The 15,384-nt window shown below is 65.3% G+C and carries 12 protein-coding genes; 4 read left to right on the top strand and 8 right to left on the bottom strand.

Annotated elements, in window-relative coordinates; translation table 11 throughout:
* The first annotated feature begins 135 nt into the window (after nucleotides 1–135).
* The 4 genes from ACIOSR_RS02950 (at nucleotide 136) to ACIOSR_RS02935 (ending at nucleotide 6,369) form a co-directional block, all read left to right on the top strand.
* The gene (locus ACIOSR_RS02950; RefSeq protein ID WP_402751798.1) at nucleotides 136–2,736 is read left to right on the top strand and encodes a glycosyl hydrolase 2 galactose-binding domain-containing protein; all 2,601 of its coding nucleotides are present in this window, start codon (nucleotides 136–138) and stop codon (nucleotides 2,734–2,736) included.
* Between the two features lie 111 nt (nucleotides 2,737–2,847).
* Entirely contained in the window at nucleotides 2,848–3,897 is a 1,050-nt protein-coding gene (locus ACIOSR_RS02945; protein WP_402751797.1) for an LCP family protein, read from the top strand.
* 75 nt (nucleotides 3,898–3,972) lie between these two features.
* The gene (locus tag ACIOSR_RS02940; RefSeq protein WP_402751796.1) at nucleotides 3,973–5,226 is read left to right on the top strand and encodes a nucleotide sugar dehydrogenase; all 1,254 of its coding nucleotides are present in this window, start codon (nucleotides 3,973–3,975) and stop codon (nucleotides 5,224–5,226) included.
* 45 nt (nucleotides 5,227–5,271) lie between these two features.
* Nucleotides 5,272–6,369 carry an acyltransferase family protein gene (locus ACIOSR_RS02935; RefSeq protein ID WP_402751795.1) on the top strand — a complete coding sequence of 366 codons (1,098 nt, stop codon included), beginning with the start codon at nucleotides 5,272–5,274 and terminating at the stop codon, nucleotides 6,367–6,369.
* Between the two features lie 79 nt (nucleotides 6,370–6,448).
* Here ACIOSR_RS02935 and ACIOSR_RS02930 read toward each other — a convergent pair whose 3' ends face one another.
* Genes ACIOSR_RS02930 through ACIOSR_RS02895 form a run of 8 tightly spaced genes read right to left on the bottom strand, consistent with a single transcriptional unit; the run spans nucleotide 6,449 to nucleotide 15,374 of the window.
* Nucleotides 6,449–7,720 carry an O-antigen ligase family protein gene (locus ACIOSR_RS02930; protein ID WP_402751794.1) on the bottom strand — a complete coding sequence of 424 codons (1,272 nt, stop codon included), beginning with the start codon at nucleotides 7,718–7,720 and terminating at the stop codon, nucleotides 6,449–6,451.
* Nucleotide 7,721: 1 nt separating this feature from the next.
* Nucleotides 7,722–8,447, bottom strand: a complete 726-nt coding sequence (locus ACIOSR_RS02925) for a glycosyltransferase (protein ID WP_402751793.1) — start codon at nucleotides 8,445–8,447, stop codon at nucleotides 7,722–7,724.
* Nucleotides 8,448–8,476: 29 nt separating this feature from the next.
* Nucleotides 8,477–9,712, bottom strand: coding sequence for a lipopolysaccharide biosynthesis protein (locus tag ACIOSR_RS02920; protein ID WP_402751792.1), 1,236 nt, complete (start codon nucleotides 9,710–9,712; stop codon nucleotides 8,477–8,479).
* Nucleotides 9,709–10,836 carry a glycosyltransferase gene (locus ACIOSR_RS02915; protein WP_402751791.1) on the bottom strand — a complete coding sequence of 376 codons (1,128 nt, stop codon included), beginning with the start codon at nucleotides 10,834–10,836 and terminating at the stop codon, nucleotides 9,709–9,711. Before ACIOSR_RS02915 ends, ACIOSR_RS02920 begins: the two co-directional genes overlap by 4 nt.
* On the bottom strand, nucleotides 10,836–11,987 hold the full coding sequence (gene wecB, locus ACIOSR_RS02910; protein ID WP_402751790.1) for a non-hydrolyzing UDP-N-acetylglucosamine 2-epimerase: 1,152 nt from the start codon (nucleotides 11,985–11,987) through the stop codon (nucleotides 10,836–10,838). The genes ACIOSR_RS02915 and wecB overlap by 1 nt, the downstream gene beginning before the upstream one ends.
* Nucleotides 11,984–13,078, bottom strand: coding sequence for an NAD-dependent epimerase/dehydratase family protein (locus ACIOSR_RS02905; RefSeq protein ID WP_402751789.1), 1,095 nt, complete (start codon nucleotides 13,076–13,078; stop codon nucleotides 11,984–11,986). The genes wecB and ACIOSR_RS02905 overlap by 4 nt, the downstream gene beginning before the upstream one ends.
* The gene (locus ACIOSR_RS02900) at nucleotides 13,075–14,136 is read right to left on the bottom strand and encodes an SDR family NAD(P)-dependent oxidoreductase (protein WP_402751788.1); all 1,062 of its coding nucleotides are present in this window, start codon (nucleotides 14,134–14,136) and stop codon (nucleotides 13,075–13,077) included. Before ACIOSR_RS02900 ends, ACIOSR_RS02905 begins: the two co-directional genes overlap by 4 nt.
* Complete coding sequence (locus ACIOSR_RS02895; protein WP_402751787.1) at nucleotides 14,133–15,374, bottom strand: glycosyltransferase family 4 protein; 1,242 nt, start codon at nucleotides 15,372–15,374, stop codon at nucleotides 14,133–14,135. Before ACIOSR_RS02895 ends, ACIOSR_RS02900 begins: the two co-directional genes overlap by 4 nt.
* Nucleotides 15,375–15,384 lie beyond the last annotated feature (10 nt).

Raw genomic sequence — 15,384 nt, 5'->3', positions numbered from 1 at the left:
AACCGCGCCCCATCCGCCCGGCCATGAACCCGGTTTCGAACGTTGCACCCCGTTGCTTCCGGGTGTTTCGTTCGAAACGGGGTTCATGGTGGGCGGGCCCGACCCCACGCCACACCCTCGATCGCTGGGAGCGACATGAGCACCACCGAGACCACCACCGGCACCACGACCCGCGCGACGCAGCGCGCCGTCCGCCCCCTGCACACCGGCTGGAGCCTGCGCAGCACCGCGGGCCCCGTGCCTCCCGAGATCGCGGCCGTCGACGTGCCCGCGACCGTCCCGGGCACGGTGCACACCGACCTGCTGGCCGCCGGCCTGATCGTCGACCCGTACCTCGACGCGAACGAGCACCTGCTCGCCTGGATCGGGCAGGCCGACTGGTCGTACGCGACGACGTTCGACTGGCGGCCCGACGGGCAGGACCGTCACGAGCTGGTCTTCGCGGGCCTCGACACCGTGGCCACCGTGCTGCTCAACGGCGAGGTCGTCGCCGAGACGCGCAACCAGCACCGCACCTACCGGGTCGGGGTCGACGGACGGCTCCGCGAGGGGTCGAACGACCTCGAGGTGCGCTTCGGGTCGCCCGTGGCCTACGCCGACGCGCAGAGCCTGGCGCTCGGCTACCGGCCGCACGTGAACCACCACCCCTACAACGCGATCCGCAAGATGGCGTGCAGCTTCGGCTGGGACTGGGGACTCGACACGGCGACCTCGGGCATCTGGAAGCCGGTGACGCTCGAGTCGTGGTCGTCGGTGCGGCTGGCGTCGGTCCGACCGGTCGTGACGGTCGACGGGTCGCGCGGCGTCGTCGACGTGCACGTCGACCTCGAGCGGGCGGGGGCGTCGGCCGGGGCGGCGGCCGAGTCGGTGACCGTCCGGGCGACCGTCGGCGACGTCACGCAGGAGGCGCGGGTCGAGCCGGGCGCGGACTCCGTCGTCGTCCAGGTGGTCGTCGACGACCCCGAGCTCTGGTGGCCGCGGGGGCACGGCGGGCAGCCGCTGTACGACGTGACGGTCTCGGTGACCGGGGGAGGGGACGGGGACGCGGGCCGCGCCTCCTCGGGGGGTGACGGCGACGGGGTCGACGGGACCCGCGCCTCCTCGGGTGACGGGGAGCGGGCGGGCGACGTGCTCGACGAGTGGTCGTCGCGGATCGGGTTCCGCACCGTCGAGGTGCGGGTCGAGCCCGACGAGGTCGGCACGAGCTTCACGGTGGTGATGAACGGCGAGCCGCTGTGGATCAAGGGGGCGAACTGGATTCCCGACGACGCGTTCCCGCACCGCATCGGACGCGACCGGTACCGGGACCGCATCGAGCAGGCCGAGTTCGGCAACGTGAACCTGCTGCGCGTGTGGGGTGGCGGCATCTTCGAGTCCGACGACTTCTACGAGCTGTGTGACGAGCGCGGCATGCTCACCTGGCAGGACTTCCTCTTCGCCTGTGCCGCCTACGCGGAGGAGGACCCGCTGCGCGGCGAGGTCGAGGCCGAGGTGCGCGACAACGTGACGCGGCTCATGACCCACCCGAGCCTGGTGCTGTGGACGGGCAACAACGAGAACATCTGGGGCCACGACGAGTGGGGCTGGGAGCGCCGGCTCGACGGGGCGACCTGGGGGCTGGGCTACTACCTCGACCTGCTGCCGACGCTGGTGGGCGAGCTCGACCCGGGGCGTCCGTACGCGGCGGGCAGCCCCTGGTCGGGCAGCCTCGACGTGGCGCAGAGCGACCCCGACCACGGGTCGGTCCACCTGTGGGAGCAATGGAACCGCAAGGACTACCCGACGTACCGCGACGTCGTGCCGCGCTTCGTGGCCGAGTTCGGCTGGCAGGGGCCGCCCACCTGGTCGGCGATGACCCGGGCGATCCACGACGAGCCGCTGACGCCCGAGTCGCCCGGCATGATCGTGCACCAGAAGGCCATGCAGGGCAACGACAAGCTGACCGACGGCCTGCTGGCGCACTACCGGCTGCCCGACGAGATCGAGGCGTGGCACTGGGCGATGCAGCTGAACCAGGCGAACGCGGTGCAGGTGGCGCTCGAGCACTTCCGCTCGCACGCCCCGCGGTGCAGGGGAGCCGTGGTGTGGCAGATCAACGACTGCTGGCCGGTGACGTCGTGGGCCGCCGTCGACGGTGACGGGCAGCGCAAGCCGCTGCTCTACGCGATGCGGCACGCGTTCGCCGACCGGCTCGTGACGATCCAGCCCCGGGACGGCGGCCTCGCGGTGGTCGTGGTCAACGACACCGAGGAGGCGCTGGCCGGCCCGCTCACGGTGCGTCGCGTCGCGTACGACGGCCGCGTCCTCGCCTCGGAGCAGGTGTCGCTCACGGTGGCGGCTCGCGACACGGTGACCGTGCCGGTGCCCCCGGCCGTGGCGGCGTTCGGCGCTCCGGAGTCGGAGTTGCTCGTGGCGTCGGTGGACGGGGTCTCACGTGGACTGTGGTTCCCGGTCGAGCCGCGGGACTCGGCGCTCGCCGCGGCGTCGCTGTCGACGTCGGTGACCGCGCTGGTCGAGGGTTCGGGCTACCGGGTCGAGGTGACGGCCGGTTCGCTCGTGCGCGACCTGGCCCTGCTCGTCGACAAGGTCGACCCAGCCGCGACGGTGGACGAGATGCTCGTGACGCTGCTGCCGGGCGAGGCGGCCGTGTTCACGGTGGCGTCCGAGGTGGTGGGCGTGGGGAAGGAGTTCGTCACGCAACGGGTGTTGCGTACCGCGAACGAGTTGGTCGGGTGAGGGAAGCCGTCGTCCGGGGCGGGGAGGTCCGGCGAGGAATCGTCGGCTCCTTGTTATAGTCAGGTGCGCTGTGGCCGAGATCCGTGACCGAGTGCTAGGGGAGCGAGCCGCATGAGCGACATCTTCACGCTGACGCCGGACGAGGGCGACGGTGGCGAGCCGACGCCGCAGAAGAAGCGCAGGCGTCGTCGTTCGAAGCCGGTCATCGCTCTGATCACGCTGGCGTCGGTGCTGGTGGGGGTCATCGTGATCGTCGGGGTCGTGGGCGGCGTCTACGCGTCGCGACTGGCGAACTCGTTCAACGACAACGCGACGAAGATCGAGCAGGCCTTCCCCGAGGAGTCGACGCGTCCGGCGCCGGCACCCGACGGGGCGATGAACATCCTGCTGATGGGCTCGGACTCCCGGGCCGACGCGACGACCATCGACGACCCGTCGTCGTCGGACCAGCGGACCGACTCGATGATGCTCGTGCACGTCGACGCCGACCGCGAGAACGTCTACGTGATGTCGATCATGCGCGACCTCTACGTGCCGATCCCCGGCCACGGCTCGAACAAGATCAATGCGGCCTTCGCCTACGGCGGCTCACCCCTGACCGTGCAGACCGTCGAGCAGCTGCTCGGCGTCCGCATCGACCACGTGGCCATCATCGACTTCGAAGGCTTCAAGGGCATGACGACGGCGCTGGGCGGGGTCGACGTGTTCTCGCCGCAGGCGTTCTCAGCCGGTGAGTACTCGTACGTAGCCGGTCTGAACAAGCTCGAAGGCGACCGGGCTCTCCGCTTCGTCCGGGAACGTCATGCTTTTGCCGACGCGGACTTCACCCGCGTCAAGAACCAACAGGCGTTCGTCAAGGGTCTGGCGAACACAGTCCTGAGCCGGTCGACGCTGACCGACCCGGGCAAGGTCTCGGCTTTCGTCACGGCGATGTCGCCCTACCTCACCGTCGACAAGCAATTCGACATCGGAACGATCGCTTCGCTCGGTGTCAGCCTGCGGTCGATCGACGCGTCCAAGATGCACTTCTTCACCGTCCCGACGGCCGGCACCGGCTCGGTCGGAGGCCAGTCCATCGTGAACGTCGACCAACCCGGCCTCGACGCCGTCAAGGCCGCCCTGGCCAACGACTCGTTGAACACCCTGCCCATCAGTCAGTAGCAGCACTCATCTGGCAATCACGCCGCATCGCACGTGTTCGCGTCGTCGCGTCACGATCAAAAGAGAGTCACGAAAATGAAGACGGTCATCGTAGGTCAGGGGTACGTGGGACTGCCGGTCGCCATGAGGGCGGTCGAGGCAGGCCACGTCGTCGTAGGCATCGACCTCGACGTCAATCGAATCGAACTGCTTCAAGCCGGCACATCGTACGTCGATGACATCAGCGATGCCACGCTGACGAGCGCGCTTGACAGTGGTCGCTATCTGGCGACCACCCAATACGAAGACGTCGACGGCTTCGATTTTGCGGTCATCACCGTACCCACCCCGTTGCGGGATTCCCTGCCCGATCTCAGTTTCATCGAGAAGTCAGCCGCATCACTGGCGCCATTCGTCAGGCCTGGGGTCACGGTCATTCTCGAGTCGACGACCTACCCGGGCACCACAGAAGAACTCCTGTCGCCCATTCTCGAAAGCGGCTCAGGCCTTCGAGCAGGCGTGGATTTCTACGTTGGATACAGCCCCGAGCGTATCGACCCCGGCAACAAAGTCTGGGGATTCAAGGAGACGCCGAAGGTCGTCTCGGGCATGAATCCAGTTTCGCTGAGGAGCGTTCAGGGCTTTTACGACGAACTCGTAGACACCACCGTGCCAGTGTCCGGTACGAAGGAGGCCGAGCTCACGAAGTTGCTGGAGAACACCTTTCGACACGTCAACATAGCCCTCGTGAACGAGTTGGCCATCTTCGCCGATCAACTCGGAGTCAACGTCTGGGAGAGCATCGAAGCAGCGTCGTCGAAGCCATTCGGATTCATGAAGTTCACACCGGGCCCGGGCGTGGGGGGTCATTGTCTACCCGTCGATCCGAGCTACCTGTCGTGGCAGGTACGCAAGCAACTCGGTATGAACTTCCGCTTCGTCGAGCTTGCGAACGACGTGAACGACCACATGCCGAATTATGTGGTGCAGCGGGTGATGACCATGCTGAACGATCGATCGAAGTCGGTTCGAGGAGCCCGGATCAGTCTCGTTGGACTCGCGTACAAACCGAATACTGGTGACATCAGAGAAGCGCCGTCTATCCGAATCATCGAGCTACTCCTCGGTCTCGGTGCCGTCGTGAGCGGCCTCGACTCCCACGTCGAAGACCACCGATGGCCGTCGGGCGTCGTCCGGGTCCCCTCAGTCGAGGCCGCGGTCGACGAAGCGGACTTGGTCATCGTCTTGACCAACCATGCTGACATCGAACTGAACGTATTGTCGACGTCGGGAGTCCCCGTCTTCGATGCGAGAAACGTGGTCACGGGGCCAGAAGTGGAAAGACTCTGATGGTCTGTTCCGGCATCCGTCTCCGAGACGTGGCCTAGGGTGCCGGTGGCTGCCGACACGTCGGCCGCGAAATTTTCACAGGGCTTGCCCCGAGACAACAACTTCGATTTCCTCCGGCTGCTCGCAGCGCTGACCGTCGTGGTGCATCACGTCGTCTTCTACGTCGATGTCCAATTCCTGTGGGTCACTCGGGAGAACAATTGGTGGTTCTCGGGCGGAGTGCCCCTCTTCTTCATCCTGAGTGGCATGCTCATCTACGCCTCTGCGGAGAAAGCATCCGACACCGGCCGCCGCTGGCGCGAGTTCTACTTCAACCGCTTCCTTCGGATCGCTCCCGCTCTCTACATCTGTCTCGCGGGAACACTTCTCATCCTCGCCGCCGCGGGATTCTTGGCCGCAGCCAGCCCACGGGAGGTTCTGGCGCTCGTCGGTAGTTACCTTTTCTTCGTCCCGGTCTACAACCCGGACTTTGTCGGCGCTTTCGGCGGCGGAATCGTCAACAGCAGCCTGTGGACGATTCCGGTCGAGGTGTCCTTCTACGTCGTCGTGCCCCTGCTGGTCAAGATGCGGGCCAAGACGAATTGGCGTTCGATGATCGCCATCGTTCTGGTGGTTGGCATAGGCAGCCTCCTCCTCTACGCCGCTGTGGGTGGCAACGGGGCGGCGTCTCGCCTCTGGCTCCTGTTCGGGCTGTCCTTTGCCCCGTACCTCTTCTACTTCGCCCTCGGCATGATCATCGGCCACACGTGGCGAAGCATTCCTTGGCGCGGTGATGTCGCTCTGATCGCTGTGGTGCTCTACTTCGCCATCACGATCAACGGGTTGGGTATCTCGTCGCAGGCAGATCTACTCGTCAATGCTGCCGCGGCGATTCCGCTTGCTTACTCCGCTACTTGGCTCGGGCTCAAGGGGCCACGCGTTCTACGGCGCTTCACTTCCAGGGTCGGCGACTTGAGTTTCAGTTCTTACCTCTGGCACCAGGTGTTCATCAACGTGGTTCTCCTGACCGGCTTCGCCCGCCTCCTCAGCGGCGAGGCCCTCGTTGCGATGGTGCTCGCTGCAACGGTCGCAGTGGCGTTGCTGTCTTGGTGGTTCGCGGAGAAGCCCGCTCTCCGCCTGAAGCGGTATTCACTCCGGTCCTGACGGGCCGCCCTCGCCAGCAGGCTCTTGGCTTCGCCGGTGACTCGACGGTGATCACCGTCGATGATCGAACCTCACGCCCTCAGATACGACGGGAGGGAGGCCCTGCGAGGGGTTTGTCGATGGTGGTCGCGAAGGGGCTCGCTGGCCGGGACGCATCGAAGTCCGAAGGGGTCGGCGCTTCCCGCGGTGTCAGGAGACCTTGGCCCAGCACGATGGAGAGCAACAAGACCTTCGACAAGCCGACGTAGAGGCCGTCCGGCTCGAGCAGCGAAGTCATGAGCACGATGATCGCCATGCAACGAACGACGAACACATGCCCCCCACCCGGTATCGGGCGCCTGAACAGAACGATGGACAAGGCGACGGTGAGGAGGACAGCCACGATCAGCCCGACGAAGCCTGCCTCGATCGCGAACGTCAAGAACGGAGTGTGCGGGTTGAGGGACTCGAGATCGTTGGGCGTTGCCCCGAAGACCGGGTCTGCGACGAACGCCTGCCACGCCTTCGCGTTGAGGTCACCACGGCCTGTCGTGACATCCGAGGAGTCGGACCTCAGGATCAGCGTCTCGAGCTGCGACCTGAAGCGGACCATGACAGCGAGACCGAGCCCCGCGAGGAGCGCGATGCGAATGCGGCTCCGGCGGCTCTTGTGCAGGAGCATGGCTCCGACCGCCACGGCGAGTGAGAGGACCCCACCACGACCTTGGCTCTCGTAGAGGCCACCGAGGAGAACTGCCAGTACGACAAGTCGGAAAATCAGCACGATCAAGCGTGCCCCGCCTTGCGGTCGCGGCCACAACCACGAGGACAAGGTCAGGACTGCGGCGATGGCGAGCAACGGGGCCAGGGTCGTGCTGTTGAAGCTGAAGCCCGAGTACCTGAAACCGAATGCGCTGGGCATTCCGAAGAAGGGCAGGCCGGCGACTTGGAGGGCGATGTCGGCTGCGCTGGCGGCCATTCCGAGGATGAAACCGCGCAGGAGGTCCTTGTGGAGCCCCCGCCTCTGAGACAGCAGAACTCCTGCCAGCGCGGAGAGTATCCCGATGATTCCACGAACTAGTTGTTCCGGACTGCCATCTAGTCCTTTTGCGACGGAGGCCAGGCCGATGAAGACGAGACCGGCGAAGCACATCAAGACGAACGGGTTTCCGTCCCGCGAAGTGTCACGGCGCGTTCGAACGAACAGAATGACGAGGAGCCCGTAGCGCGAAGCATCGAGGTACGTCGGGTTGACGCCGGAGATGAAGTCGATCGGCAAGATGACGCCGAGTGCGAACGCGACGGCCCTCTTCGGGAGGAGGAAAGCGGTGGCTATCCCGAAAACGGCGAGGAATGCGAGAACAAAGGTCATGTCAAGTCCGTTCCCGTCGGAGCCTCGAGGAAGCGACGACCACAAGGCGCACCGCAGCGTCGAACACATGGGACGCCATTCGTACCCGTGTGTGCACCACCGGGCCCAAGGCTCGACGCGAGCGGGGCGACAGGTTGCCGTCGTGTAGCCGGCGATGGACGGTCACTTCGGGTGCGTGCCTCAGGCTGCGACTCACGATTCCCAAGATGGCGAGCCAATGGTCATGCGCCTGGGTCGCCGGCGGGAATGGGAGCGCGAGGGTGATGAATTCCCTTGTGAAGACCATCGTGCAGCCGTAATAGGGTCGTCTGCCGAGGGCCAGGCCCACGAGATCGCCCACGGTGGATGACGAGGCTTTCAGTCGGCGCTCGGAAGGTTCTCCACTGGCGAGAGACACATGGTCGAAGTTCGAGGCGACCATGCCCACCCCCTCGAGTTCATGGAGCAGGTAGGCGACACGGCCCTCGGCCCAGACGTCGTCTTGATCACTCAACATGAGGACGTCCCCGGATGCAGCTGCGAGAGCTCGTTCGAAGGTGCGAACGTGGCCGGCATTGTGCTCGTTGACCATGAGGCGAATGCGAGCGTCGCCGAACGAGGCGACGATCTGAGCGCTCTCGTCCGTCGAGGCATCGTCCACGACGACGAGTTCGTCCCCGGCCTGTAACTGTCTCAGAATGGACTCGATCTGCTCCGTCAGGTACAGGGCACCGTTGAACGTAGCCATGCACACGCTCACACGAACGCGTTCGATCATCATCGGTCACTTTCCGTGGTGGGGGCGGTGGATGTGTGTCGGAGTGCAAGCAGCACTATTGCGATGGCTTGTAACACGTAGGCGATGGTCAAGCCGATCGATGCGCCGATGGCGCCGTTCAGTGACGCCCCGGAGAAGACCCCTGCCAGACAGACGATGGTGAAGCCGATCGCGACGACCGCAGCCATCCTCGCCAGGCCCCAGCCCTGGAGAGCCGAGGTCAACAGCGCGGTCAGGGACGCGAAAGGCAAGCCGATCAGCACGATCTGGATGACGAGGATCGATGGAACGTAGGCGTCTCCGAGAACGAGCGGCACGACGTACGGTACGAGCAGCGCCAGCGAGACATAAGCAATGCTCGTGACGGCCAGGAAGACGAGCGAAGCGTGCACCATCCTGAGCCGGGCCGTGCTTCTCGTTGCGAACGGGAGAAGGACTGTCGCCGCCGCACTCGCAACGAGCTGAAGAGGGCCCGTCAGGCGGGTCGCTGACGCGTAGAACCCCGCTTGGGTGGTACCCGAGACCGCAGAGGTCATCAGGACGTCGAAGTTTCGGGCTTGGACGGCCATCGAATTGAGCCAGAACGGCAACCCTGCTCGGAACACGAGTCGGAAGGGAACTGAGGTCGCCGGCTGCACCCTGGAGGACGCGTAACGACGAGCCAGGACGGCAGAAACCAAAGCAGCCAGCATCTCTCCAGCCGAAAAGGCGAAAAGTGGATCAAGCCCGAGTGACGTGGCGGAGACGAACACGAGGAGAGACAGGGTGCGACGCACGATGATGTTCGTCGTGTTCACGGACGCCTGCTGGTTGGCAAGGGCGATGCTCAAGAACGTATCCGCGTTCTTCTCCGCAGCGGCAGCGACGGCCAAGGGCAACAGATAGAGGAAGCGCGAATCGGCGGTCAAGCCGGCTCCCAGCAACATGATGATCAGGAGCAGAGCCAGCAGTGCCGAGAGGCATGAATTCGTCCGCAACGCCGCCGACACGAGGGCGTGATCCACCCTCGCGCTGTGTTCCCGCAAGATCAGCTTTGCCAGGCCCAGATCGGTCATGGCCTGAGCGATCACGATGGCAGCCGCCACTGACGAGAAGAATCCGAAATCGTCCGGCAGAGCAAGCCGCGCGAGGAGAACGAGTGCGACAGCACGGATGATTGCGCTTCCGACATACCCGCTGAGGACGGCTGTGAACTGTCTCGCAAATCGATTCGTCAGTAGCCCTGAGGTCTTCATTTGGCGCTGGGAGACTTCACGTCCCACTCGTCTCGGATCGCCTCGAGTATCCGGCCCGCTTGTGATCGGGCCGTCCATCGCTCCTCGACTTCGGCCAGGCATGCAGCGGCAACACCTGATCGATCTGCCGTGACTCGACTCATGACACGTGCCAGTGCGTTCACCAATGATGTGATGTCGCCGTGTTCAAAGATGCCCCCGGTCTCATTCGTGACCGCTTCCCACTCGGGCCCCTGGCCATAGACGTCATCGTCCGTCACGACGGGAACGCCATGGCCGAGGCTCTGGATGATGCTGAGACCGGCGTAGGTGGGGATGACGGTCACGTCGAGTGAGTCGTAGAAGACCTTCGTGTCCTCTGCACCGTAGACCGGGCCGGTGAGCGTGAGGTCGACTCCGAGGTCTGCGGCCAGATCGTAGAGAGGGCGGTGCTCAGGCCCCTCACCTCCTAGAGTGACGCGTACGGGAGTCCCTCTTCGGGTCAGCTCGGAGGCCGCGTGAAGCAAGAGGTCGAAGCGCTTGGCACTCTTCAGTCTCGCAATGGCGCCGACGTTGACCACGCGATGAGTCGGAACTGCGCCCTGCTCGTCAGAACGGATGGGTACCTGCCCGACGCTGTTGTAGATCACGGTGATGCGGTCCTCCGGGTAGCCGGCAGCAGCCCCGAGCTGCTTCGCGGTGTTGCCGTAGACCATCAGACGGGTGGCTAGCCGATAGAACGCCAGTCGAACGAGCGATTTGATGCCCCCCTCCGGGCGATGCCACCCGATTGTCCAGAACAGGACAGGCTTCCCGCGCAAGCGGGCGACGATTGCACCCACCCACGTGCTCAGGACCGATACGTCGCCCGTGAAGATGTACGAGTCGTACCTCTTCGACAAAGCCATGCGGGTGACGCCGGACTGCCATGTAGCTCGGCCCCAATAGCGGTTCTTGAGCACGAGGTGTTCCCGGAGTCCATCCGGAGACATCGTCTTGAGGGCGTAGTGAGATCCGTCAGGGTCTGAAGCGAACACGAAGTCCAACTCGCTGCTCTCGTCGAGTTGTTTGTGAACCGCCTCTCGATAATGAGCCATGACCTGGCAGATGACAGCCACGCGTGGTTTTCGTTCGCGTTCCGTCATCAGTTGCTTTCTGCCTCGCGGGTCGAAGTCCGGATTCCCGTCCGTGCGTGGTGAGAGGGAAGGGACGACAAGATGTTCCCCAGAACGCGGTGAGAGGTGTCGTCGATCTGATAATCGGTGGGCACCGCTCCGGTGGACGAACCCTGCAGCACGTAGTCGACGGCCCTCTGGATGCCCGAGGACGTGGTGCCGGTCAGGATGATGCTGCCCGTGTCCTCGGCCTCCGGACGCTCGATGGCGTCACGCAGGGTCACCGCTCTGAACCCCATGAGGGAAGATTCCTCGGCGATCGTGCCGCTGTCCGACAGAACGAGCCGGGCCGACGCCTGCAGGGCCAGATAATCGTGGAATCCGAACGGCTTGTGGAACACCAGCCGCTCGAAGGATTCACCCAACTCCTCGAGCCGTTTCCTCGTCCGCGGGTGGGTCGACACGAGGACGGGGAGGTCGTACCGGACACCGACGTCGTTGAGTCCTCGCAAGATGGAGGCCAGACGACCGGCATGGTCGACGTTCTCCTCACGGTGCAGGCTGACCAAGAAGTAACCGTCTGCCTCCAGATGCTCGTCGGCGAGCACCGTGCTGCCGGCGACGCCGTCGGCGTTCTGGGCCAACACCTCCTTCATCGGCGAGCCGGTGAGGCGGATGCGCGAAGGGTGCAGGCCCTCGGCGAGGAGGTTGCGGCGGGCATGCTCGGTGTAGACGAGGTTGTAGTCGGCCACGTGGTCCACGAGCCGCCGGTTGGTCTCTTCCGGGACGTTCTCGTCGAACGACCGGTTGCCGGCCTCCATGTGGAAGACGGGGACTTTCATCCGCTTGGCGATCACGGCCGAGATGCTGCTGTTCGTGTCCCCGAGGATCAGCATCGCGTCGGGCTTCTCTGCGAGAAGAACCTGCTCGGTCTTGACCAGGATCGAGCCGAGGACGGCTCCGAGGCTGCTCGTGTCGGCCTCGAGGAAGTGGTCGGGCCGGGGTAGGCCGAGGTCTTCGAAGAACACCTCGTTCAGTTCGTAGTCGTAGTTCTGACCGGTGTGAACGAGGACGTGGTCGACGTGCTGGTCGAGACGCTTGATGACGGCCGAAAGACGGATGATCTCGGGTCGCGTGCCGACGACGGTCAGGACCTTCAGTCGAGGGGCAGGGGTGTTCATACTGTCTCCGGAATGGTGTCGGGGGCGGCCGGATCGAAGATCTCGTTCGACCAGAACATCGTGAAGAGGGTGTCGTCACCGGTGTTGGTGATCGAGTGGGCCCAGAAGGTGGGCATGTCGACCGAACACGGTGCCGTACCGTCGACGGTGACGGTGACCACCTCGTCCGAGAACAGGCGCCGCAGCCGGATGTCGGCCGTTCCGGCCACCACGGTGAAGCGCTCCATCTTTCGCCGGTGGTAGTGCTGACCTCGAGTCACGCCGGGCGCCGTCGTCGAGAACGACGTCTGTCCAGACCCGCCGTGTGACCGGATCACCTCGGTGAAGCTGCCTCGGGCGTCGGTGTTCTGGGTCAGCGGGATGACGTGTGACGCCTCGAATGCGAACGACCTGTAGGTGTTGAACAAGTCGCGCTCGAAGTCGGACGCCAACACGGGCACATCGCCCTTCGAATACGCCGAGGCGAATCGCGACAAGGTCGCCAACAACTCCGACACCGTCGTCGACGTCGCGCGGGCGAGGACGTCCTCGGCCCCGTCGAGGCCGACGAGCGCCTCGGCGGCGTGCTGCGCGTGCAGCAGGCTCAGCTCGCGGTCGACGTCGACCGATGGGGTCTCGCCGCGGCTCAGCAGGTGGCAGAACGTCGCTGTCACGGCGTTGTAGAAAGGGCGTCCGTGCTCGCCGAACAGGTTCGGGAGGTGCACGTCGACGAAACGTGCCCCGACGTCCGCGGCAGCGTCACGGATGATGCGTGCCGCCGCCTCCTTCGCGACGCCATAGGTTGAGCCGTTGCCGACTTGGGTGGAGTTGGCGAAGACGATGCAGGCCGGCGCCACCTCGGCGGCGCGGATGACCCGGGCGGCCTGCTCGGCGAACAGGACGTTTCCCGCGTGGACCTCGTCATCCGTGCCACGGTTGACGCCCGCGATGAGGACGAGTCGATCACTGCCCGAGACGGCCTCCGCCGCCTGCTGAGCATCGAATCGATCGCCGACGGCGAACGGATGGACGACGGGTTCACCCAGCGAGTGGAGGAGGGCGCGGGTGTGCCACCCCAGGAAGCCACCGGCCCCCGTCATCGCGATCTTCACGCGGTGACCTCGGGGTGGTGGATGCCCGCGAGGGCCAGCTCCGAACGTACCTCGGGCAGGGCCAGGAGCATCGCCTCGACATCTGTCACCGTCATGCGGTCGACCGTGTGGGAGTCGTAGTCGGAGTACTCGACCTGCTCGGGGTCGCCCTCCTCGAAGAACGCGCCGTAGTTCAGGTCGCGCTTGTCCGCCGAGATGCGGAAGTAGTCGCCCATGTCCTCGGCGCGCGAGAGTTCCTCGCGGTTGGCCAGCGCCTCCGAGACCTTCTCGGCGTGACGGGTGCCGATCACGGAGACGCGTCGCTCGCTCTGGAAGATGTTGATGACCGCCTGGGCGAGGTCGCCCATGGTGCAAGCCGCCGCCTTGCGGATGAAGAGGTCGCCCTGATGGGCATTGCGGAAGGCGTGCTCGACGAGGTCGACGGACGACGGCAGCGACATCATGAAGCGCGTCATCGACGGATCGGTCACCGTGAGGTCCTTCCCCGCCTTGAGCTGCGAGATGAACAGGGGGATCACCGAGCCGCGCGAGTACATGACATTGCCGTAGCGGACGCACGACACCGTTGTCACGGCGTTCGGGTTGTTCAGGCCGTGTGACTGCGCGACCTTCTCCATCATCGCCTTGCTCATGCCCATGGCGTTGACCGGATAGACGGCTTTGTCGGTGCTGAGGCAGACGAGGGACTCGACCCCGGCGGCTTCGCTGGCACGGACGACGTTCTCGCTGCCGAGCACGTTGGTCTTGACCGCCTCGATGGGGAAGAACTCGCACGACGGGACCTGCTTCAGGGCAGCGGCATGGAACACGTAGTCGACGTCTCTCACGGCCCGCTCGACGCTCAGGTGGTCGCGGACGTCGCCGACGTAGAAACGGACCCTGGCGTCGCCCAGATCGTGACGCATCTGGTCCTGCTTCGCCTCGTCGCGGCTCAGGACGCGCACTTCGCCGACACCACGGCTCAACAGCTTCTGCGTGACGGTACGGCCGAACGAACCGGTGCCGCCCGTGATGAGAATCTTTTTGCCGACGTAATCGGCGGAGGCATCAGTGGTCAAGATCGGTCCTTCGTGGCGTGCTGGTCGGAACTCGTGGGTGACGTTGCGTCAATGATGGCGGCTGCTGCGCGATCGGCCGAGAAATGGGCGTCGTAGTGATGGCGACCCGAGCGGCCTCGACCCCGGAGGTCGTCCGTCGTGAGGTGGGTCAGCGAGATGAGCGCGTCCTGCAGAGCGCCAGCGTCGCCCGGGGGGACGACGGTGCCGGCACCGGACTCGGTGATCAAGAGGGCACCGTCACCGGCGATGACGCCGAGTACCACGGCGCCGGACGCGAGCAACGACGGGATCTTGCTGGGCGTCGTGTGCTCGAGGAACTCCGACGCCCCGAGGGAGACCAGGTGAGCGTGGGCTTGCTTCATGAGACCCGGCACGCGTTCCTTGGGCACCCGGCCGACGAACTCGATGCGCCCTCCATCGTCGACTCGTGAGGCGAGAGCTCTGAGGCGATCGAGGGCGATGCCGTCACCGACCAGGACGAGCCGCAGATCGACGTCCGAGGGCAATGCCCCGACGGCCTCGACGACGTTCTCGAGCCCCTGGACGTCCCCGATGGCACCCGAGTACATCAGGACGAACGGTTCCCCGTCGCGACGCTCGCGCACCTCGTCGAACGTGAAGAGGCCTTCGTCGGTCGGGTTCGGCACGTAGACGGCGTCGTCCGGCCTGACGTGACGGTTCCGTCGCTGGATGAGATCCGCGACGCTGGGCGAGATGACGCCGACCCGTCGCGCCAGGCGTTCCGTCAGCGACACCGTCTTCGAGACGGCGGCCAGGGCGAGGCGTCCGGCGCGACCGTCCGGGAACATGCCGCTGTGGACGAGCGAGTCGGGCCACAGGTCCTGCACGTGCAAGAAGTACGGCAGACGCCCCCATCGGGTGTGGACGAGCAGGGGCAACGCCACCGTCGCCGGCGAGTTGTAGACCCAGACCATGTCACAGCCACGCAGCGACCTCGCCCCGAGGACCGTGGCCGACACGGCGAAGCTCAGGTAGTTCAGCGCTCGTCCGACGGAGGACGAGTCATGGCTCGCGTACAGCGGGACGCGGGTCACCGTGACACCGTCGACCGTGCTCGTCCTCCGCCACGTCTGGCGGTGACCGGGGTACACACGTCCCGTCGGGTAGTTCGGGAACCCCGTCAGCACGCGGACCTCGTGCCCTGCCGCCGCGAACTCGCGGGCCAGGACACCCGGGATCGCAGCTGGCCCCGGTTCGGGGTCGTACCACTGGGTCAAGATGCCGATC

The sequence above is a fragment of the Frigoribacterium sp. NPDC087798 genome, assembly GCF_044742985.1.
Classification (GTDB): Bacteria; Actinomycetota; Actinomycetes; order Actinomycetales; family Microbacteriaceae; genus Frigoribacterium.
The sequence above is the reverse complement of the archived record's forward strand: the minus strand, read 5'-3'. Positions and strand labels throughout refer to the sequence as shown.